The 20453-nt window shown below is 48.7% G+C and carries 18 protein-coding genes; 17 read left to right on the top strand and 1 reads right to left on the bottom strand.

Going from position 1 to position 20453, the window contains the following annotated elements:
* Positions 1–112: 112 nt before the first annotated feature.
* From GPK49_RS10065 to eno, 17 genes are all read left to right on the top strand, one after another.
* On the top strand, positions 113–2239 hold the full coding sequence (locus GPK49_RS10065) for a polyribonucleotide nucleotidyltransferase (protein WP_016407709.1): 2127 nt from the start codon (positions 113–115) through the stop codon (positions 2237–2239).
* A gap of 183 nt (positions 2240–2422) precedes the next feature.
* Positions 2423–3688, top strand: coding sequence for a M16 family metallopeptidase (locus tag GPK49_RS10060; protein ID WP_215677673.1), 1266 nt, complete (start codon positions 2423–2425; stop codon positions 3686–3688).
* A gap of 70 nt (positions 3689–3758) precedes the next feature.
* Entirely contained in the window at positions 3759–3983 is a 225-nt protein-coding gene (locus GPK49_RS10055; protein WP_215677671.1) for a DUF378 domain-containing protein, read from the top strand.
* 75 nt (positions 3984–4058) lie between these two features.
* Entirely contained in the window at positions 4059–4898 is an 840-nt protein-coding gene (gene dapF / locus GPK49_RS10050; RefSeq protein WP_016407712.1) for a diaminopimelate epimerase, read from the top strand.
* A 1-nt stretch (position 4899) separates the two neighbouring features.
* The gene (hflX, locus tag GPK49_RS10045) at positions 4900–6183 is read left to right on the top strand and encodes a GTPase HflX (RefSeq protein ID WP_215677669.1); all 1284 of its coding nucleotides are present in this window, start codon (positions 4900–4902) and stop codon (positions 6181–6183) included.
* 161 nt (positions 6184–6344) lie between these two features.
* On the top strand, positions 6345–7070 hold the full coding sequence (locus GPK49_RS10040) for an ABC transporter ATP-binding protein (RefSeq protein WP_016407714.1): 726 nt from the start codon (positions 6345–6347) through the stop codon (positions 7068–7070).
* A complete protein-coding gene (locus GPK49_RS10035) occupies positions 7063–9198 on the top strand; it encodes a hypothetical protein (RefSeq protein ID WP_215677667.1) in 2136 nt (711 codons plus the stop codon). Before GPK49_RS10040 ends, GPK49_RS10035 begins: the two co-directional genes overlap by 8 nt.
* The gene (locus GPK49_RS10030) at positions 9195–10508 is read left to right on the top strand and encodes an ABC transporter permease (RefSeq protein WP_215677665.1); all 1314 of its coding nucleotides are present in this window, start codon (positions 9195–9197) and stop codon (positions 10506–10508) included. The genes GPK49_RS10035 and GPK49_RS10030 overlap by 4 nt, the downstream gene beginning before the upstream one ends.
* A 125-nt stretch (positions 10509–10633) precedes the next feature.
* A complete protein-coding gene (locus tag GPK49_RS10025) occupies positions 10634–11308 on the top strand; it encodes a PrsW family intramembrane metalloprotease (protein WP_215677663.1) in 675 nt (224 codons plus the stop codon).
* Positions 11309–11404: 96 nt separating this feature from the next.
* Positions 11405–11869, top strand: coding sequence for an NUDIX hydrolase (locus tag GPK49_RS10020; RefSeq protein ID WP_016407718.1), 465 nt, complete (start codon positions 11405–11407; stop codon positions 11867–11869).
* 23 nt (positions 11870–11892) lie between these two features.
* Positions 11893–12186 carry a hypothetical protein gene (locus GPK49_RS10015; protein WP_016407719.1) on the top strand — a complete coding sequence of 98 codons (294 nt, stop codon included), beginning with the start codon at positions 11893–11895 and terminating at the stop codon, positions 12184–12186.
* A 113-nt stretch (positions 12187–12299) separates the two neighbouring features.
* On the top strand, positions 12300–13328 hold the full coding sequence (locus GPK49_RS10010) for a sugar-binding transcriptional regulator (protein WP_016407720.1): 1029 nt from the start codon (positions 12300–12302) through the stop codon (positions 13326–13328).
* Positions 13329–13481: 153 nt separating this feature from the next.
* Positions 13482–14675 carry a phosphoglycerate kinase gene (locus GPK49_RS10005; RefSeq protein WP_016407721.1) on the top strand — a complete coding sequence of 398 codons (1194 nt, stop codon included), beginning with the start codon at positions 13482–13484 and terminating at the stop codon, positions 14673–14675.
* Between the two features lie 44 nt (positions 14676–14719).
* The gene (locus GPK49_RS10000) at positions 14720–15697 is read left to right on the top strand and encodes a polysaccharide deacetylase family protein (protein WP_215677661.1); all 978 of its coding nucleotides are present in this window, start codon (positions 14720–14722) and stop codon (positions 15695–15697) included.
* Positions 15694–16437: a triose-phosphate isomerase gene (gene tpiA, locus GPK49_RS09995; protein WP_215677660.1), complete on the top strand. Its 744-nt coding sequence runs from the start codon at positions 15694–15696 to the stop codon at positions 16435–16437. The genes GPK49_RS10000 and tpiA overlap by 4 nt, the downstream gene beginning before the upstream one ends.
* Positions 16438–16516: 79 nt before the next feature.
* Complete coding sequence (gene gpmI / locus GPK49_RS09990) at positions 16517–18064, top strand: 2,3-bisphosphoglycerate-independent phosphoglycerate mutase (protein ID WP_215677658.1); 1548 nt, start codon at positions 16517–16519, stop codon at positions 18062–18064.
* Between the two features lie 60 nt (positions 18065–18124).
* Positions 18125–19438, top strand: a complete 1314-nt coding sequence (gene eno / locus GPK49_RS09985; RefSeq protein ID WP_016407725.1) for a phosphopyruvate hydratase — start codon at positions 18125–18127, stop codon at positions 19436–19438.
* Between the two features lie 65 nt (positions 19439–19503).
* Here the strand turns inward: eno and GPK49_RS09980 are convergent, their stop codons facing one another.
* On the bottom strand, positions 19504–20355 hold the full coding sequence (locus GPK49_RS09980; protein ID WP_215677656.1) for an AraC family transcriptional regulator: 852 nt from the start codon (positions 20353–20355) through the stop codon (positions 19504–19506).
* Between the last annotated feature and the right edge of the window lie 98 nt (positions 20356–20453).

Genomic DNA, 20453 nt, shown 5'->3' with positions numbered 1-20453 from the left:
GAGTAGGAGGCACTATAGATTTCCAACTTTTTTTGCAAGAAGGGACAGGCTTGCAGGCGAAGTTGAAGATCTATGGTGCGAAAAAACGACATTCAAGAAAAGGAGAATGATTATGTTTAGAAGCTATTCCATGGAACTGGCAGGCAGAACACTGACAGCTGAAATCGGCAGAGTGGCAGAGCAGGCAAACGGCGCATGCCTGATGCGTTACGGCGATACAACCGTTCTGGTAACGGCAACTGCATCCGATAAGCCCAGAGAAGGGATTGATTTCTTCCCTTTGAGCATTGATTACGAAGAAAGACTGTATTCCGTTGGTAAAATTCCCGGCGGCTTTATCAAAAGAGAGGGCAGACCCTCCGAAAAGGCGGTTCTGACAGCAAGATGTATCGACAGACCTCTGCGTCCGCTGTTCCCCAAGGATTACAGAAATGACGTTGCTATCGTTGCAACCGTTATGTCCGTAGATCAGGACTGCGCACCTGAGGTGCTGGCAATGATTGGTGCTTCTCTTGCGCTGAATATTTCTGATATTCCCTTTACAGATCCCGTATCCTCTGTGAATATCGGCTACTGTGACGGCGCACTGGTGGTAAATCCCACTGCGGCACAGAGAGAAACAACCAGACTGAATCTGACCGTTTCCTCCAAGGAGGATAAGGTTATGATGATTGAAGCAGGCGCGGATGAAATTCCCGACGCACTGATGATGGAGGCCATTCATCTGGCATTTGATACCAACCTGCAGGTTGTGAAATTCATTCAGGAAATCACAGCAAAAGAGGGTAAGGAAAAAGCGCCCTACACAGAATATGTAATTCCCGAAGACGCATATCAGCTGGTAACCGGCTTTATCACAGACGCAAGAATGGAGGATGCCGTTTTTGCGGAGCTGAAGCAGGACAGAGATGCAAAGATTAAGGCACTGACCGAGGAGGTTACAGAAACCCTGACAGAGCAGCTGACAGCAATGGTTGGCGAAGAAACGGATATCGACGCACTGATTGGCGATATTATTTATAAATTCCAGAAAATGACGGTAAGAAGAATGATTCTGAGAGACCACAAGCGCCCCGACGGTCGTGGCATTGAAGAAATCAGAAAGCTGTCCGCAGAGGTAGACGTTCTGCCTCGTGTGCATGGCTCCGCGCTGTTCTCCAGAGGACAGACACAGGCATTGACCGTAACCACATTGGGGGCAATCAGCGAAGGACAGAGATTGGATGGTCTGGATACAAACGAAACAGGCAAGAGATACATCCATCACTATAACTTCCCCGGCTTCTCCGTAGGCGAAGCAAAAACCTCCAGAGGTCCCGGCAGACGTGAAATCGGGCATGGCGCACTGGGCGAAAGAGCATTGCTGCCCGTTATCCCCAGTGAGGAGGAATTCCCTTATGCAATCCGTCTGGTTTCCGATATTTTAAGCTCCAACGGTTCTACCTCTCAGGCATCCATCTGCGGCTCTACACTGTCCCTGATGGCGGCAGGTGTTCCCATCAAACGCCCTGTTGCAGGTATTTCCGTAGGTCTGGTAACAGGCGAAAACGATGATGATTTCATCGAAATCACAGATATTCAGGGCGTTGAGGACTTCTTCGGCGATATGGACTTTAAGGTTGCGGGCACAAGCGAGGGTATCACAGCCATCCAGATGGATATGAAGATTCATGGCTTGACCTTCCCGATGATTGAGCAGGCATTTGCGCAGACAGGCAGAGCAAGAGATTACATTCTGAATGAGGTTATGCTGAAGGCAATCGCAGAGCCAAGAAAAGAGCTTTCTCCTTATGCACCGAAGATTGCACAGATGCAGATTGATGTGGAAAAAATTGCTGAGGTTATCGGCGCAAGAGGTAAGGTTATCAAGAAGATTGTGGAGGAATCCGGCTGTGAAATTGATACAGAGGATGACGGCACCATCTACATCAAGGGCATTGATCCCGCAGGCATCCAGATGGCAAAGGATATGATTACCGCAATCGTTTCTGATCCCGAACCCGGCACGATTTATCAGGGGACTATCACAAGACTGATGACCTTCGGCGCATTTGTTGAAATCGCACCCGGCAAGGAAGGGTTGATTCATATTTCCAAGATTTCCAACAAGCGTGTGGCAAAGGTTGAGGACGTTCTGGCTGTTGGCGATAAGGTTTCCGTGAAGCTGATGGAAATTGACAAGCAGGGCAGACTGAACTTCTCCATGAAGGATGCCATGGAAGCAGAAGAAAACAAATAAGATTTTGAAAATAAAATAGCAGTAAAACGCAGGCAGGGGCTGTTTGCAGGTGTAAGCCTGTAAACCTCCTGCCTTTTTGTCAGGCGCAGAGAGAAATTTTATCGGAAAGAGGATGGAAAAGACTGCATAAAAACAGAAATTTTTCTCATGATAGAAACAGAAAGCTGATTTAGGAGAGATGGTATGGTTACAATCAGAACACTGGACAACGGCATAAGGGTCGCACTGGAATCCATTTCCTATGTCCGCAGCATTTCCTTCGGGATTTGGGTGAAAAACGGCTCCCGAAATGAACTGCCGCAGGAAAACGGCGTGTCGCATTATATTGAGCATATGATGTTCAAGGGGACGAAAAGCCGCACGGCAAGGCAGATTGCGGAGGAAATGGATGCGCTCGGCGGGCAGATTAACGCATATACCACGAAGGAATATACCTGCTATCATACCCGTGTGCTGGATAAGCATATTGACCGCGCACTGGATGTGATGAGTGATATGCTGCTGCATCCCTTGATTGCACAGGAGGAGGTGCAGAAGGAGCGCAATGTCATTACAGAGGAAATTTATATGTACGACGATGCGCCGGAGGAGCTGGTGCATGATGCCTTGCAGGATGCCATCTGGCGTGATACCTCCCTGGGGATGCCGATTCTGGGGACGGAGGAAACAATTGCTGCCTTTGATGCGGATTTCATTCGGGCGTATTATGAACGGAATTATCATCAGGAAAATATCGTGCTTTCTGTGGCAGGAAATTTCGAGGAGAAGGAAATGCTTGGGAAGCTGAATGAAAAGCTGGGCGGATGGAAACGGGAAACGCCCTTTGTGCAGCATGATACCCATGCGGCGTATCAGATTTCCTGTGTGGAGAAGGAAAAGGATATTGAGCAGGTGCATGTCTGCCTTGCTTTTCCCGGACTGACCAGAGAGCATCCGCAGAAATATGCACTGGCAATTTTCAATACGCTTTTCGGCGGCGGCATGAGTTCGCGCCTGTTTCAGAAAATTCGAGAGGAAAACGGGCTGACCTATTCCATCTACAGCTATACGACTGCCTTTGCGGATACGGGTGTTTTCACGATTTGCGCGAGCATGAACCCTAATCAGACGGAGCGGGTGTTTGAGCTGATTGCAGAGGAGCTAAAGGAGGTGACAGCGGAAGCCTTCCCGGAACAGCTGATTGCGGTGACGAAGGAGCAGATGATTTCCAATTTTATCATCGGGACGGAAAGCACGCTGAACCGTATGACGGCGGCAGGGGCCTCTCTGCTTTTGCGCGGAGAGGTGCAGGAAACAGAGGAAGTGATTGCAAAAATCGAGGCAGTGACGGCGGCAGATGTGCTTGCGACGGCGAGAGCAGTGCTCGACACTGAGAAAATTAGCTATTCCGCAGTGGGCAACCTGAAGGGGAATGATTTCGGCGCACTGGTGGAAAAGTTTTTTAAATAAAAAAGGCACTCCTTAGAAATACTATAGATACGGATTTATCCCGAATTTTTTGTATTAAGGAGGAATTATCATGAAAGCAACAAATATGATTGCGCTGACCTTAGTGGTTATCGGTGCGCTGAACTGGGGATTGATTGGATTTTTCGGCTTCGATTTGGTGACAACCCTTTTCCACGGCGGTCTGTTTTGGGTGGCAAGAGTGATTTTTGCTCTGGTGGGGCTGGCAGGTCTGTGGTGCCTGACGCTGTATCATAATGTTGGGCAGGAGCCACAGATCAAAATGACAAAGCAATAAAAGCAACAAAGGAAAAAGCGGGCGTTTTTGCCCGCGTTACATACAAAAGGGAAAGAAGAAAAGGAGTGAAGGAATATGCGTTTTACAAAAATGCAGGGCTGCGGGAATGACTATATTTACATAAACTGTTTTGCAGAAAAGGTGGAGAATCCCGAAAAGCTGGCAATTGCCATGAGTGAGCGCCATTTTGGGGTTGGCTCGGACGGATTGGTTCTGATTATGCCTTCCGAGGCTGCGGATTTTCGCATGAGAATGTTTAATCTGGATGGCTCGGAGGGGAAAATGTGCGGCAACGCTTCTCGTTGTGTCGGCAAATATGTTTACGAAAGAGGACTGACGGAGAAAACAACGGTGGCACTGGAAACATTGGGCGGCATCAAGATTTTGCAGCTGCATGTAAAGGATGGCATTGTGGAAAGCGTAACTGTGGATATGGGTGAGCCTGTGCTGGAGGCGGCAGAAATTCCCGTTCTGAGTGACAAGCATCCTGTTATCGGTGAAACAGTGGAAATTCTGGATCGGAAATTTGATTTTACCTGCGTTTCCATGGGAAATCCTCATGCGGTTACCTTTGTGGAAAACGTAATGGAATACCCCATTGAGAAATACGGCAGAGTATCCGAATTCCATCCCATTTTCCCCGACAGGGTGAATACGGAATTTGTGGAAATCGTGGATGACAGCCATGTGAAAATGCGTGTCTGGGAGCGCGGCAGCGGCGAAACATGGGCATGCGGCACAGGGGCGAGCGCAACGGCGGTAGCCTGCGTGCTGAACGGCAAAACAGACAGAAAAGTAGATGTAGAATTGATTGGCGGCACATTGACCATTGAATGGAATGCAGAGGACAACCATGTTTATATGACGGGACCTGCGGAATTTTCCTTCGATGGGGAATGGCTGCGGGAGGTATAAGATGGCGAAGGAGTTACACGAGCTGAATGAGCTTGAGGAGAGAGTCATTCTGGTTGCGGTGGAGATGGACGAGAGAAGCAGCCGCTCTGCAATGGATACGGACGCGTGTCTGGATGAGCTGGAGGAGCTGGTAAAAACGGCAGGAGGGACGGCGGTGGCACGCTCTGTGCAGAAAAGGGAAAGGATTCACCCCGGACATTACCTTGGCACAGGGAAAATTGAGGAGCTGAAGGCGATGCTTTTGGCGTATGATGCAACAGGGATTGTCTGCGATGATGAGCTTTCTCCCGCACAGCTGCGGAATCTGGAGCAGATGCTCGGTACAAAGGTGATGGACAGAACGATTGTGATTCTGGATATTTTTGCGGCAAGAGCCTTATCTGGCGAAGGGAAGATTCAGGTGGAGCTGGCACAGCTGAAATATCGCCTTTCCCGACTGACAGGAATGGGTGCATCCATGTCCCGTCTGGGCGGCGGCATTGGGACAAGGGGCCCCGGGGAAAAGAAGCTGGAAACAGACAGACGCTACATCAAGGAGCGAATTGCAGAGCTGAATAAGGATGCGCAGGAAATCCGCACACACAGAGAGCTGCTTCGCGCGCAGAGAAGCAAAAAGGGGACACCTGTGATTTCTCTGGTGGGCTATACTAACGCGGGGAAATCCACGATTCTGAACCGACTTTCCGATGCAGGCGTTCTGGCGGAGGATAAGCTTTTTGCAACATTGGATACAACCACAAGAAAAATTGAACTGCCGGGCGGCTCGGAGGTTTTTCTGACGGATACGGTAGGCTTTATCCAGAAGCTGCCGCATCATCTGGTGCAGGCGTTCCGTGCAACACTGGAGGAATTGCAGTATGCAGATATTCTGCTGCATGTTGTAGATGCTTCGGATGCAAACCGGGCGGAGCATATCGAGGTGGTATATGATACGCTGCGGTCGCTTGGGTGTGAGGATACTCCTGTGATTACGGTCTTTAATAAGATGGACAGAGAGGTGGAGCTGCCCTTGCCGATGGATACCATGGCGAGAGATATCGTGCAGGTTTCTGCACAGAATGGGGACGGCATGGATGTGCTTTTGGAGCGGGTGGAAAAGCTGCTGCAAAGCTTCCGCAAATCCATTACGGCGCTTGTGCCTTACACAGAGGGCAGCTTAATCGGGTGGATTCACGGCAGATGCGAAATTATCCGCGAGGAACACACAGGCGAGGGTGTTCTGCTGGAGGTTTATGTGGATGAGGAATCTGCCAACAGACTGGAAAAATTTAAAGTGAATGAATAATAGAAACGGCTCCGTACAAAATGTACGGAGTTTTTTCTTTTTTTAGAATAGATTAAGAAAATTGTAAGAAAAGGGGTATTTTTTTGTAACAACTCTATGGTACTATAAATTTATATTAAAATTCGATTAAAAGGATAGGAAAATCCTTTGAGAGGGGAGGAATGTCCGTGACGGAAAACATCATTCGTATCCGAAATGTGACGAAGGTATTTCAGATGGGGAGTGAGTCCATTCATGCGGTGGATAATGTATCGCTGAATATCCATAAGGAGGAGGTCTGCTGTCTGTTCGGGAAATCCGGTTCGGGCAAATCAACACTGCTGAACTTGATTGCAGGGCTGGAAAAGCCGACAGAAGGAAGGATTTTGTTTCACAATAAGCACATCGAACGGATGAATGAGGATCAGCTTGCTGATTTCCGCAGACAGTATGTCGGGTTTGTGTTTCAGTCCTATCATTTACTGCCGACATTGACAGCACTGGAAAATGTGACTTTGCCTCTGATTTTCAAGGGTGTTTCCGTAAAGGAGCGAAATGAGCAGGCAATGGAGATGCTTGAGGCGGTCGGTCTGGCGGACAGAGCAAATCACAAGCCGTTTGAGATGAGCGGCGGTCAGCAGCAGCGCGTCAGCATTGCAAGAGCATTTGTTAACCGCCCGCCTGTGGTGTTTGCGGATGAGCCGACAGGCAATCTGGATACAAAAACAACCTATGAGATGATGGATTTGATTACGGGTATGGCACAGAAAAACCATCAGACACTTGTCATTGTTACCCACGATCAGGAGCTGGCAGAATATGCAGATCGCATCGTGGTGCTACAGGATGGAAAGATTGAGAAGATTCAGAAACGGATACGGGAAAAAAAGGAGAATGTGTATGAATAAGAAATGGCTGCGACGCATACTGGCAATGGCAATGGTGTTTTCTCTTGCAGCAGGCTCGTGGGTAACGGGCTATGCGGATGACGGGGAAGGGAATATCGTCATCAGTGGTGACGGTGTATATGAAGTAGAGGCAGGAAAAACAACGAAAATCGAATTACAGGTGAAAAACAAAGGAACGGGGACGGCGGAAAATGTGAACCTTCAGCCGAGAGTGTCTTCGGGCGTTGCGCCGTTTCGCGTAAAGATGCAGGGCAACGGCGACCTTGGCGACATGGGCGCAAATGCCTATAAAAAGGTGACATTGCAGGTAACGGTGGATGGGGATGTGCAGGAGCGCAGCTACAGCCTGCCCATCGAATATACCTACAGCAGCCGCGGCGGCAGTGCAAGAAGCGGCTCTATGACGATTTATTTGAAAATGAAGGGCTTTGATTTAGAGCCGGGGTTTGCGTTCCGGGATATGAAGCTTTCCCCTGAGGATATGAGTCCGGGCAGCAGTGCAAGACTGAGCGGACGGCTGATGAATACGGGCGGACAGGATATGTATCAGGTGGAGCTTTCTCTGGATAACCTGACAACCGAAGGCATCAGCCTGACGGGTGGCTTTAACAGCAAGATGGTTTCCAAGATTCCCATTGGCGGCAGCACTGCCTTTCAGTTCCCTCTGGTTGCGGCGGCGGATATGGCGGCAGGGAATTATCCCGTTGCGATTAAGCTGAAATATCGCGACCAGTTCGGTAAAAATTACGAAAAGACGAATCAGTTTTATGTGAATGTCGGCGGTGTGGCAGGCAGAAAGGCGATTCTGGAAATTCGGAACATGCAGGAGCCGGGTGGTACTTACGGCGTGAATCAGAACTTCACGGTTTCCTTTGATCTGAAGAATACAGGTGCGGTTGCGGCGAAGGATATCGTGGTAACAGCGGAGGGCGTGGACAGCGCAGCGGTAGTTCCGAAATCCGCAAGCATGAAGAATATTCAGTCTTTGGCTCCGGGAAGCAGCGCAAGTCTGAGCTTTACTTTTGCGGGTACATCGCAGTCTGCGACACAGAATCAGGCGATTCAGTTTACGGTGGAATACACTTCCGGCGGTACGGCAAAAACAACCTTCAAGCAGTACGCAGGGGTAAATATCAGCAATCCCAGCAAGGAGGGCGAGGAAAACACCAGTAAGCCGAAAATCATCGTAAGCAATTATAGCTGCGATCCGCTGATTGTGATGGCAGGGCAGGAATTTGATTTGAATTTGACCTTGATGAATACGCATAAGCAAAAGGCGGTCAAGAATATCAAAATGTATTTGACCTTGGCAGAGGAAACATCTTCCGAGACGCAAAAATCGGGGAATATCTTTACCCCTGTGAACAGCAGCAATACCTTCTATTTTGATTCCATTCGCCCGAAGGGAACCGTCAATAAGGCACTGCGGCTGTATGTTGTGCCGGAGGCACAGCCGAAAACCTATACCCTGACGGTCAATTTTGAATATGAGGATGCCAAGGGGACGGAATATACCGCAACAGAGCTTTTGGGTATCAATGTGAAGCAGGTTACAGAGCTGCAGATTGACGATTTTACCATTCCCGAAACAGTGGAGCAGGGGATGCCCGTAACGGTTGGCTTCAACTACTACAACACAGGGAAGGTTACCCTGAACAACGTGATGATTAAGGTTGAGGGGGATGTGGACTGCCAGAATAAGAATACTTACGTTGGCAACATGGAATCCGGCAGCAGTGATTATTTTGAAACGACATTTACGCCTTACGAGACGGGCGAGGTGCCTGTCAGCATTGTGATTACATACGAGGACCCGAGCGGCGAGACAGTCGAACAGCGCAGGGATATGATTATGCAGGTGACAGAGCCTGCAATGCCAGATGATACGGAAAATCCGGATGCAAGTGCGCCCATGGATAAGAAGCATATTGCGATTGGGCTTGGGCTTCTGGTGATTCTGGCAGGGGCATTGGCGTTCTTTGTGAAAAATCAGAAGGAGCCGCCGAAAAGCACAGCTGAAAGCGTGAGCAGTGCAGAGGATTTGGAGGATGATTTCGAGGAGGACGATTTTGTAGAGGAAGTGACAGAGGTAATCCACGAGGACGATAAAGAGGGGATGTCCTTATGAACAGACGAGACATGATTGATATGGCACTGCGCAACCTCTGGAAGCGAAGGCTGCGGACGGCGCTGACGGTGCTTGGCGTTGTAATCGGGACGGCTTCTATCGTGGTTATGGTTTCTATTGGTATCGGCATGAATAAGGGCTTTGCCAGTCAACTGGAAAACTGGGGCAGCCTGCAGGTGATTGATGTTTATCCCAGTGGCGGTATGGAATATGACAAAGAAACAGATTCCATGAAGCAGACAAAAAAGCAGGATGAGCTGAACGCAAAGGCGGTTGAGAACTTTCGGCAGATGGAGCATGTGCAGGCGGTTTCGCCCGTGCTTGAGGATTATCTTTACCTGACAGCAGGAAAATACATGGCGGATGCAAGCTTTATCGGCATTGAGCCGGGGGCAATGACCGCCTTGGGCTATCAGGTAGAGGATGGACGTGCCTTATCGGAGGAGGACAGCAAGGCCATTGTGATTGGCGGCGGGGTGGAATTTTATAACCCGAAGCTGAGCTGGGAAATGCGCAATGCCTCCGAGCCGCCGCAGGTGGATGTGCTGAATGAAAAGCTTGGTGTGACATGGGATTGGAGTTACGGCACACGGGACGCAGACAAAACCATTAAGCCTGTGAAGGTGGATGCGGTTGGGAAGATGTCTGCCGACGGGAATAACGGCTGGACGGTCATCATGCCGATTCGAGAGCTGGAGAAGATACAGAAGGAAAAGCAGGCATGGGAGCAAAAGCAAAATGGCGGAAGCAGCAACGGCAATCGCCAAAAGTCCAAGGAATATCAGCGTGTGATGGTAAAGGTGGACGAAATGGAGCATGTGCAGCAGGTGCAGCAGAAAATCAAGGACATGGGCTTTCGTGCCACCAGCCTGACGGATGAATTGGAGGCCATGAAGGAAACCACCCGTATGCTGCGCTTGGTTCTTGGGGCAATCGGCGCGATTTCCATGGTGGTTGCGGCAATCAGCATTACGAATACCATGGTTATGGCAATTTATGAACGCACGAAGGAAATCGGTATCATGAAGGTTATCGGGGCATCTTTGAAGGATATCAAGGGACTCTTCCTGACCGAGGCGGCTTTTATCGGCTTTTCGGGCGGTATTATTGGGATTATCGTCAGCTATGGAGCTTCGTTTCTGGTCAATTTCGTTGCACAGCGACAGGGAAGCACCATGCAGTCGGCAATTCCCATCTGGCTTGCTTTGGGCGGCGTTGCCTTTTCTACGGCGGTAGGCGTAATTGCCGGATATCTGCCTGCGAAGCGTGCAATGAAGCTGAGTGCATTGATGGCAATTAAAACAGAATAAAAAACCTTTTTGGCTGACCTTTCGGATATACCTAAGGTCAGCCTTTTGCTTTTGGCAGAAACTTTTCTGATAGTTTCCCTTTTTCTGCGAAAGCTAAGAGAAATCGGGCAGAAAGGAGAAGCGGAATGCTTGTGGAGCTGGCGAGTACACCTGTTGCGGCAGGGTTATTTTTCCTTTATATCAAGGATAAATATGAAAAGGAGCCTTGGAAAATGCTGTTTCTGGGTGTTCTATTCGGGCTGTATACAGCGGCGGTGGTATATGCCCTCGGCAGCTTTTTAGAGGAACGGTTTCCGCATGAGGAAACACCGTTTTACACGGCTTTTTTCAGCTCGGCGGGGGTGGAGGAGGCTGTGAAGTTTCTGTTTCTGTTTTTTCTCATCTGGGGCAACCGCAACTTCAATGAGCCGCTTGACGGGATTGTATACGGCGTATTTGTTTCGCTCGGCTTTGCCTGGGCGGAGAATGTGATTTATGTGACGCACCCGATTCTTGGCGGCTATGAAACGGCACTTGAGAGGGCGCTGCTTTCCGTGCCCGGACATGGGCTGTTCGGTGTCCGGATGGGATATTATTTTGCGCTGGGGAAATACCGCAATCGGAAAAGATATCTGCCGCTTGCCTTTTTCAGTCCTTATCTTGCCCATGCATTGTATAATTATTTTCTGCTGAAAAGGGAACCTGTCTTTTGGTTATTTTTTTCGGTTTTAGAGGTGCGGCTCTGGGTTTTCGGGTTAAAAAGAATCAAAGAGCTGCAAAATTGCTCGCCGTTTCGGGAAAAAGTATCAAAAGAGTCTTAGCGGAGGGAGAGAATCTTTTGGAAATACCTTGAAAAAGGATAAAAAACAGGATATACTATAACCAGTGCAAAAACTGAATAGGCGGGAGGAAAAACGATGATAGAAGCAGTCAGCTGCGGTGGCGTTGTGATATACAAGTGGAAGATCCTTCTGCTGTATAAAAATCAGAATGGCAGATATATGGGCTGGGTTCTTCCCAAGGGAACTGTGGAGGAAGGCGAAACCTATCGGCAGACGGCTTTGCGCGAGGTAAAGGAAGAAAGCGGGGCAAATGGCGAGATTATCAAATATGTCGGCAAGACCCAATATACCTTTAAGGGCAGTGAGGATACTGTAAATAAAACGGTACATTGGTATTTGATGAGTGCCAATTCCTTTTACTGCAAACCGCAGAGTGAGGAATATTTTGCCGATGCCGGTTTCTATAAATTCCATGAGGCTTATCATCTGCTGAAGTTTAACGATGAACGCCAGATCTTGAAAAAAGCGTACTATGAATATAGTGAAATGCGCAAAAACAAAGAGTTTCTGAGAAGAAAATTCGGTGAAAGCAAATCATAAAAGGCAAAAGGAGAGATGCGATTATGAAAAAATATTTTGAAGCTACACCCAACCTTGACGGTTTGAAGGAAAAAATTATCGTTCTGAAAGACGGAGAGGATAGAAAGACACTCATTGCTGTAATCGCACTGGTAGCAGCTGTGCTGATTGCGGTAACGGCAGGTGTGGTTTATCTTCTGAAAACAAGAATGGATGACGAATACGAAGAAGATTGGGATTATGACTGGGATGATCTGGATGATGAATTCTGTGAGGATGACGAATGCTGCTGCACAGATAAGGATGTAGATGATTCCGTAAAAGTAGAACAGGCGTAAGAAAATCAAGAGGGTATGGTAAAATTTTGCTGTCACCCTCTTTTTTTGAGGCAAATGGGACATAAAATGAACTTGTGGGATAAAAGATAGCCAAATAAGGTGTGTGAAGAAAAATGGAACATAAATTGCAACTGATTAAAAAAATCGCGCCGGATTTGACAGAGGAAATGATCAAGCGGTATCGTGTTCTGAAAACGGTCAGACTGCTGCAGCCCTGCGGCAGGCGGCTTGTGGTGCTTTCTCTTGGCATGACGGAGCGGACGGTGCGCAGCGAGATTGAACGGTTGAGTGCGCAGGCACTGGTTCATATTTCTAAAATCGGCATGAGCCTGACGGAAGAGGGCATGGAGGTTCTGGAGGGACTGGAGACGATTTTTTCTGCCTTGACGGGGCTTTCCATTCTGGAGGAACGGTTGACGGATGCCCTTGGGGCGCAGAAGGTCTTTATTGCGCAGGGAGACAGCGACAGCAGCGAGCGTGCCAAGAAGGAAATGGGGCAGCTTGCGGCGCGCGTGCTTTCTGAAAATACAACAGAGGATTTGCGGATTGCCATTGCAGGCGGCTCTGCCATGGCGGAGCTGGTGCAGGCGGCACCGGAATCCGCTGTGCCGATGGCGAAGATGGTACTGCCGGCGCGTGGGAGCATCGGGCGCAGATTGGAGCTGCAGGCGGATACCCTTGCGGCAAGACTGGCGGAAAAGCTGCAGGCGGATTATCGTTTGCTGCACCTGCCGGATAATTTAAGCCCAAGAGTGCTGGAGGAAATGAAAAAGGACCCTGATATTTCCGAAACCATTGCGGAAATGGAGCAGGCGAATATCCTGCTTCTGGGCGTAGGGAATGCTTTGGAGCTTGCGGAAAAACGCCGCTTGGATGAAGCTGTTCGCAAACAGCTGGAAAAGGACAATGCCGTTGCCGAGGCGTGCGGCTATTATTTTGACGGCGCAGGCAAGGTGGTCTATGAAACCCGTTCAATCGGGATTGATTTTAATGATATTGATAAAATGGACTGCATTATCTTAGTGGCAGGCGGCAAAAAGAAGGCAGAAAGCCTGCTTGCAGTCAGCCATAGCATCCCTAACGGCATTTTTGTGACGGATGAAGGTGCAGCTTTGGAAATGTTAAGGCTTGCGGGAAAGTAAATCTTATCGTATAATAGCTTTTGAGGGACGTTTTTTGTCCCAATTAAAGAGCAATTACTTTCATAATAGAGGGAAGATTCGGGAAAACTGAATAAGCAGTTTTGTCGGCAGAAGCACCGACAGCCGTATCGGATAAAGAAAGGAGCAGGACAGATGCTGAATAAGAAAACAGTGGATGATCTTAAGGTAACAGGAAAACGCGTATTGGTAAGATGTGACTTTAACGTACCCCTTAAGGACGGCGTGATTACGGACGAAAACAGAATTACAGCGGCTTTGCCGACCATCAAAAAGCTGATTGACGAGGGCGCAAGGGTAATTCTCTGCTCACACATGGGCAAGCCTAAGGGCGAGGTAAAGCCTGAACTTTCTTTGGCTCCCGTAGCAAAAAGACTTTCCGAATTACTGGGCAAGGAGGTTGTTTTCGCAAAGGATGACAATGTAGTCGGTGAAAATGCAAAGGCGGCGGTTGCAGCAATGCAGAACGGCGATGTTGTGCTTCTGGAAAACACCCGTTACAGAAAGGAAGAAACAAAGAACGAAGAAAATTTCAGCAAGGAGCTGGCTTCTCTGGCAGATGTTTTTGTAAATGATGCCTTTGGCACAAGCCACAGAGCGCACTGCTCCACAGTTGGCGTAACCAAATTCGTGCAGGAATCCGCAGTGGGCTATCTGATGGAAAAGGAAATCGCATTCCTCGGCAATGCCGTAAATAACCCCGAAAGACCCTTTGTGGCAATTCTGGGCGGCTCCAAGGTTTCCGATAAAATCAACGTAATCAATAACCTTCTGGAAAAGGTAGATACACTGATTATCGGCGGCGGCATGGCATATACCTTCGCGGCGGCAAAGGGCGGCAAGGTTGGTAATTCCCTGCTGGAGGAGGATAAGATTCCCTATGCACTGGAAATGATGAAAAAGGCAGAGGAAAAGGGCGTGAAATTCTTAACTCCCGTGGATACGGTGATTGCAAAGGAATTTAAGAATGACACAGAATATAAAACCGTACCGACAGGAGAAATTCCTGATGGATGGATGGGTCTGGATATCGGTGAGGAAACCAGAAAGCAGTTTGCGGATGCCATCAAGGGCGCAAAAACCGTTGTATGGAACGGGCCTATGGGCGTATTTGAATTTGAAAATTTTGCAAAGGGCACAAAGGCAGTTGCAGAAGCAATGGCCTCTATCGATGCAACCACAATCATCGGCGGCGGTGATTCTGCGGCGGCAGTTAATCAGCTGGGCTATGGCGATAAAATGACACATATTTCCACAGGTGGCGGTGCATCTCTGGAATTTTTGGAGGGCAAGGAGCTGCCCGGCGTTGTTGCGGTGGATGATAAATAAGAATTTGTAATAGAATTTGTAAGAAGTAAGAGAGTGTAAGGAAAATGAAGAGAAGAAAAGCAATCGCGGCTGTGCTTGCGGCAGTGCTTTCGCTTGTTTCGGCTTCTGCGGCGTATGCAGAGGAGCTTTCGGAGCAGGAAGCGGCGGAGGTTTTGGAGCAGGAACCGACAGAGCAGGAGACAGCAGAGCCTCCGCAGGAGGATGCAGCAGAACAGCTATCTTATGGAAAGGTTGTTGATGCGGCGGAGGATGCAGAGTCGCTGGAGGGGGAATATATCCCCGTCCTGATGTATCACCACTTTGCAATTCGCAATATGGGAGTTGGCAACGGCGTTGTGACAACCACAAAGGAATTGGAGGATCATCTGCACTATTTCCAATCGCAGGGCTATAGAATCATTTCCTTAGAGGAACTGGACAGCCTGCTTACGGCAACGGAAAGGGATACCCATGCGGAAGGTCTTGGACTTGATTTGGGAAAGAAATATCTCTGTATTACCATGGATGACGGCTATTTCAGCAATTATGATCTGGCATATCCGCTGTTCAAAAAATATCGTGTGCCTGCGTCTGTGTTTGCAGTGACGGATTATGTGACGAATCGGATTGGTATCCAGAAATTCACATGGAATCAGGCGGCAACAATGGAAAAATCGGGTTATATGAAGGTTTACAGCCATACGGCAGACCATCAGCCTGTTGTGGCAGGGGAGGAAGAGGCGTTCCTTGATTCCATGCGCAGAAGCGAGGAAACGCTGACCGAAAACCTCGGCACAAAGCATGTGAAGGCAATGGCTTACCCCAATGGGCGTTATACAGAGGCGGCACAGCAGCTTCTGGATGAGGATGGCTATGTGCTGCAGTTTACCGTGGAAAACAGCGTGATTACAAGAAAGACCAAAAGAGATGCAATTCCGCGTATCACGATTGAATCCGGCATGAGCGGTGAGGACGTGGTGCGGAAGATTGAATTAACTGCAGAAAATACATTTGCTGCGGAAGGAGAAGGAAACGAGACATGAGGAAAAAAATCGTTGCAGGCAACTGGAAAATGAATAAAACACCGAAGGAAGCGGCAGAGTTCTGTAAGCTGATGAAGGAAAAGGTCGTTTCCGATGCGGTTGAGGTTGTATTCTGTGTGCCTTTTGTGGATTTATATCCCGTTCTGGAGGAATTGAAGGGTACAGGCATCGGCGTTGGTGCGGAAAATATGCACTTTGCGGAAAGCGGCGCATATACCGGCGAGGTTTCTGCACAAATGCTGAAGGAAATGGGCGTTGGCTATGTCATTCTGGGACATTCCGAGCGCAGACAGTATTTCGGCGAAACAGATGAAATGGTCAATCAGAAGGTGAAAAAAGCTCTGGAAACAGGTATTGTGCCGATTCTTTGCTGCGGCGAAACATTGGAGCAGAGAGAAGCAGGCATTACGATTGAATGGGTACGCATCCAGATAAAGTGCGCTTTGGCAGGCGTTTCTGCCGAGGATGCAAAGAAGGTTGTTGTTGCCTATGAGCCTATTTGGGCAATCGGCACGGGCAAAACCGCAACCTCTGCACAGGCACAGGAGGTCTGCCATGCAATTCGTACCGTTCTGGCAGAGCTGTACGGCAAGGAAGTTGCGGACGAAATTCGTATCCAGTACGGCGGCAGTGTCAACAGCAAAAATGCGGCAGAGCTGTTCGCAATGGAGGATATTGACGGCGGTCTGGTCGGCGGCGCAAGCCTGAAAGAGGAATTTGTTTCTATCGTACACTATTAAAGCATTTCCTGTGCAAGCAGGCTCACCATCATACCCCTTGGGGTTCGGGGAAAGGATTCCTCGAAGAATGGAGGAAAAAATGGAGAAAAAAACAACAGTTTTGATGATTTTGGATGGCTTCGGTCTGAATGATAAAGCAGAGGGCAATGCCGTAAAGCAGGCAAAGACCCCTGTTCTGGACGGATTGATGCAGAAATATCCCTTCGTTGAGGGCTATGCCAGCGGCTTAGATGTTGGTCTGCCCGCAGGGCAGATGGGCAATTCTGAGGTCGGGCATCTGAATATGGGCGCGGGGCGTGTCGTTTATCAGGAGCTGACACGCATCACAAAGGCGATTGAGGACGGCGATTTCTTTGAAAATCCCACACTGTTGGAGGCGGTGGAGCATTGTAAGAAAAACAATTCCGCACTGCATCTGTATGGTTTACTTTCCGACGGCGGTGTGCATAGCCACAATACCCACCTGTACGCTTTGCTGCAGCTGGCAAAAAGAAACGATTTGGAGAAGGTTTATGTGCATGTTTTTCTGGACGGCAGAGATACCCCTCCGACCTCCGGTGCGGAATATGCCGCACAGCTGGAGGAAAAAATGCGCGAAATCGGCGTAGGCAAAATTGCAACCGTAATGGGCAGATATTATGCCATGGACAGAGATAAACGCTGGGAGCGTGTGCAGGAGGCATATAACGCCATGGTGCTTGGCAGAGGAACCACTGCGACCGATGCGGTGCAGGCAATCAGGGATTCCTATGAAGCAGGCAAGACGGATGAATTTGTTCTGCCTACGGTAATTGTAAAAGAGGATGGCATGGCAACAGCGAAAATCAGTGACCATGATGCGGTGATTTTCTATAACTTCCGTCCGGACAGGGCGAGAGAAATCACACGCTCTCTCTGTGATCCCGATTTTGACGGATTCCAAAGAGAAAGTGTGCCGCAGGATTTGAAATATATCTGCTTTACGGAATATGATGTGACGATTCCCAATAAGGAGGTTGCATTCAAGCCGCAGAAGCTGAAAAATACATTAGGGGAATATATTTCCTCTCTGGGGCTGAAGCAGCTCAGAACGGCGGAAACAGAAAAATATGCACACGTTACGTTTTTCTTCAACGGCGGCGTGGAGGAACCCAATCCCAATGAGGATCGTTGGCTGGTACCCTCTCCCAAGGTTGCAACCTATGATTTGCAGCCGGAAATGAGCGCAGTTGCCGTAACCGATGGTCTGGTAAAGGCGATTCGCTCCGGAGAATATGATTTAATTATTGTAAACTATGCAAACTCTGATATGGTAGGGCATACAGGCGTGCTTTCTGCCGCAATTAAGGCGGTGGAAACGGTGGATGCCTGTGTAGGCAGAGTGGTGGATGCACTGCTTGCGGTGAATGGGCAGATGTTTATCTGCGCCGACCATGGCAACAGTGACCAGATGATTGATTATGAAACCGGACAGCCCTTTACAGCACATACCACAAACCCCGTTCCCTTCATTCTGGTGAATTATACCGACGGCGTGGGATTGCGCGAGGGCGGCAAGCTGGCGGATATTGCGCCGACCTTATTGGAAATGATGGGATTGCCCAAGCCTGCGGAAATGACAGGCACAAGCCTTTTGACAGGCAAATAAAATTCTGGTAAGTAAATTTTGGACAACAGTATTTGTCAAAAATTAAGGAGGATAAACGAAATGAAAGGTTATTACGAAATTACAGATGTATACGCAAGAGAAATTCTGGACTCCAGAGGCAACCCTACAGTTGAGGTAGAGGTTATCCTGGATGACTGCATTCTGGGCCGTGCGGCTGTTCCCAGCGGCGCATCTACAGGTGCATTTGAAGCAGTGGAGCTGCGTGACGGCGGCGACAGATACAACGGCGTTGGCGTGCAGGATGCTGTAGATAATGTAAACGACATTATCGCAGATGCTATCATCGGCATGAATGCACTGGATCAGGTTGCAATCGATAAGGCGATGATTGCACTGGACGGCACACCCAATAAGGGCAAGCTGGGCGCAAACGCAATTCTGGGTGTTTCCATGGCAGTTGCAAAGGCAGCGGCAGAAGCACTGGATTTGCCTCTGTATCAGTATCTGGGCGGCTTTAATGCAAAGACAATGCCCGTTCCCATGATGAATATTATGAACGGCGGTAAGCACGCAGATAATACCGTAGACGTACAGGAATTCATGATTATGCCTGTTGGTGCATCCTCCTTCAAGGAAGCACTGAGAATGTGCGCAGAAATTTATCATAAGCTGAAAAAGGTGCTGAAGGATAAGGGCCTTTCTACAGCAGTTGGTGACGAAGGCGGCTTCGCACCCGACCTGCCGACAGCAGACGCTGTGATTGACTTGATTCAGGAAGCAGTTGTAGCCGCAGGCTATAAATGGGGTGAGGACATCAAGATTGCACTGGATGCTGCTGCAACAGAGCTGTATGATGAAAAGGACGGCAAATATCACTTCCCCGGCGAAAGCAAGATGCTTGGCAAGGAAATCGTAAGAACCTCCGAAGAAATGGTTGATTTCTGGAAGGCTTTGGTTGCAAAATATCCTCTGGTTTCTCTGGAGGATGGTCTGGCTGAGGAGGACTGGGCAGGCTGGCAGCTTCTGACAAAAGAACTGGGCGATCAGATTCAGCTGGTTGGCGATGACCTGTTCGTTACAAATACAGAAAGACTGCAGAAGGGCATTGACCTGAAGGCAGGCAACTCCATTCTGATTAAGGTAAACCAGATTGGTACATTGACAGAAACCTTCAATGCAATCCAACTGGCAAACAGAAACAAGATGACAGCAGTTGTTTCTCACAGAAGTGGCGAAACAGAGGATGCAACGATTGCAGATATTGTTGTTGCTGTAAATGCAGGGCAGATTAAAACAGGCGCACCTGCAAGAACAGACCGTGTGGCAAAATATAACCAGCTGCTTAGAATTGAAGAGGAACTGGATGATGCAGCAGAATATCTGGGCGTTGATGCATTCTTCAATCTGAAATAATTAAAAATCGACATAAAGAAAACCGCTACCTATTTTCCGAGGAAAGTAGGCGGCGGTTTTTGTTATCATTCGTAGGTTTCCTCTGCGGGGGCACCCTTTCTGCCTGTCGGGGTGGTGCCGAAGCGTTTGGCGTATGCGCGCGTGAAGGAAGAATAGCTGCCGAAGCCCGAAAGGAAGCAGCTTTCCGTAGCGGAAATGCCCTGCCGAATCAGCTCTCTGGCGTGAAGCAGACGACGTTCCTGTAAATAGCCATGGATAGAATAGCCTGTTTCCTGCCGAAAAAGGCGCATCATGTGATATTTGCTGATGAAAAATTCCTCTGCCAGACGTTCAATCGGAATGTCCTCGGTCAGGTGTGCATCTATATAGTGCAGGATATCCAGAATACGGCTGTTGGTCGGCACGATGGGCTTTGCAAAGGCAGCATCGGGGTTCTGCATCCGGCGCGCAAGTGCAATCAGAAGGCGCAGAAGAAGGCCATTGCTGAGAATGACTCTGCCGTAGGCGTTGCCCTCCAATTCTTGCTCTAAGCTATCTGCCAGTGTCCAGATGGCTTCGGGATTTTCCATATGCAGAACGGCACCTTTTTTGCCATTGAAGATTTCCTCCAGCTGACAATCGGGCGTAGATTGCTGCTGCAAGAACTGCGGCGAGATATAGATAATCACACGCTCATACAGCACTCCCGGCTCAAATTCCGGACGATGGACACATTGACTGCCGATTAAAACCGCATCGCCTGTTTTTAAATCATACCGCTGTCCGTCTACGGTATAGCCGCCATAGCCGCTACGCAGGAGCAGCAGCTTGCAAAATTCGTGATAATGATAGTCGATATTTGTTCCGTTTTTATCCTTCAAATGAAATAAACGGAAGTCATCCAAAAGATAGCCCCGTTTTTCATAATTCGTTTCCATATTATTTCTCCTCTGGTCGCACTTTTTGCAATAATCATAGCATAAAATGTATTTTATTTGCAAGTTGTGCTTCGTAAAATAATAGTAAAGAAACAGAG

The sequence above is a fragment of the Clostridium sp. MCC345 genome (genome assembly GCF_018785345.1).
GTDB classification, from domain to species: domain Bacteria; phylum Bacillota; class Clostridia; order Lachnospirales; family Anaerotignaceae; genus Anaerotignum_A; species Anaerotignum_A faecicola.
This window is presented reverse-complemented; position numbering and strand designations above follow the sequence as displayed.

Bases quoted from the DNA above. Each gene is read 5' to 3' on its own strand.
- GPK49_RS10065 (WP_016407709.1), top strand. From the start codon at position 113: ATGTTTAGAAGCTATTCCATGGAACTGGCAGGCAGAACACTGACAGCT.
- GPK49_RS10030 (WP_215677665.1), top strand. From the start codon at position 9,195: ATGAACAGACGAGACATGATTGATATGGCACTGCGCAACCTCTGGAAG.
- GPK49_RS10020 (WP_016407718.1), top strand. From the start codon at position 11,405: ATGATAGAAGCAGTCAGCTGCGGTGGCGTTGTGATATACAAGTGGAAG.
- eno (WP_016407725.1), top strand. From the start codon at position 18,125: ATGAAAGGTTATTACGAAATTACAGATGTATACGCAAGAGAAATTCTG.
- GPK49_RS10005 (WP_016407721.1), top strand. From the start codon at position 13,482: ATGCTGAATAAGAAAACAGTGGATGATCTTAAGGTAACAGGAAAACGC.
- GPK49_RS10060 (WP_215677673.1), top strand. From the start codon at position 2,423: ATGGTTACAATCAGAACACTGGACAACGGCATAAGGGTCGCACTGGAA.
- GPK49_RS09980 (WP_215677656.1), bottom strand. From the start codon at position 20,355: ATGGAAACGAATTATGAAAAACGGGGCTATCTTTTGGATGACTTCCGT.
- GPK49_RS10015 (WP_016407719.1), top strand. From the start codon at position 11,893: ATGAAAAAATATTTTGAAGCTACACCCAACCTTGACGGTTTGAAGGAA.
- hflX (WP_215677669.1), top strand. From the start codon at position 4,900: ATGGCGAAGGAGTTACACGAGCTGAATGAGCTTGAGGAGAGAGTCATT.
- GPK49_RS10010 (WP_016407720.1), top strand. From the start codon at position 12,300: ATGGAACATAAATTGCAACTGATTAAAAAAATCGCGCCGGATTTGACA.
- GPK49_RS10025 (WP_215677663.1), top strand. From the start codon at position 10,634: ATGCTTGTGGAGCTGGCGAGTACACCTGTTGCGGCAGGGTTATTTTTC.
- GPK49_RS10055 (WP_215677671.1), top strand. From the start codon at position 3,759: ATGAAAGCAACAAATATGATTGCGCTGACCTTAGTGGTTATCGGTGCG.
- GPK49_RS10035 (WP_215677667.1), top strand. From the start codon at position 7,063: ATGAATAAGAAATGGCTGCGACGCATACTGGCAATGGCAATGGTGTTT.
- gpmI (WP_215677658.1), top strand. From the start codon at position 16,517: ATGGAGAAAAAAACAACAGTTTTGATGATTTTGGATGGCTTCGGTCTG.
- dapF (WP_016407712.1), top strand. From the start codon at position 4,059: ATGCGTTTTACAAAAATGCAGGGCTGCGGGAATGACTATATTTACATA.
- GPK49_RS10000 (WP_215677661.1), top strand. From the start codon at position 14,720: ATGAAGAGAAGAAAAGCAATCGCGGCTGTGCTTGCGGCAGTGCTTTCG.
- tpiA (WP_215677660.1), top strand. From the start codon at position 15,694: ATGAGGAAAAAAATCGTTGCAGGCAACTGGAAAATGAATAAAACACCG.
- GPK49_RS10040 (WP_016407714.1), top strand. From the start codon at position 6,345: ATGTCCGTGACGGAAAACATCATTCGTATCCGAAATGTGACGAAGGTA.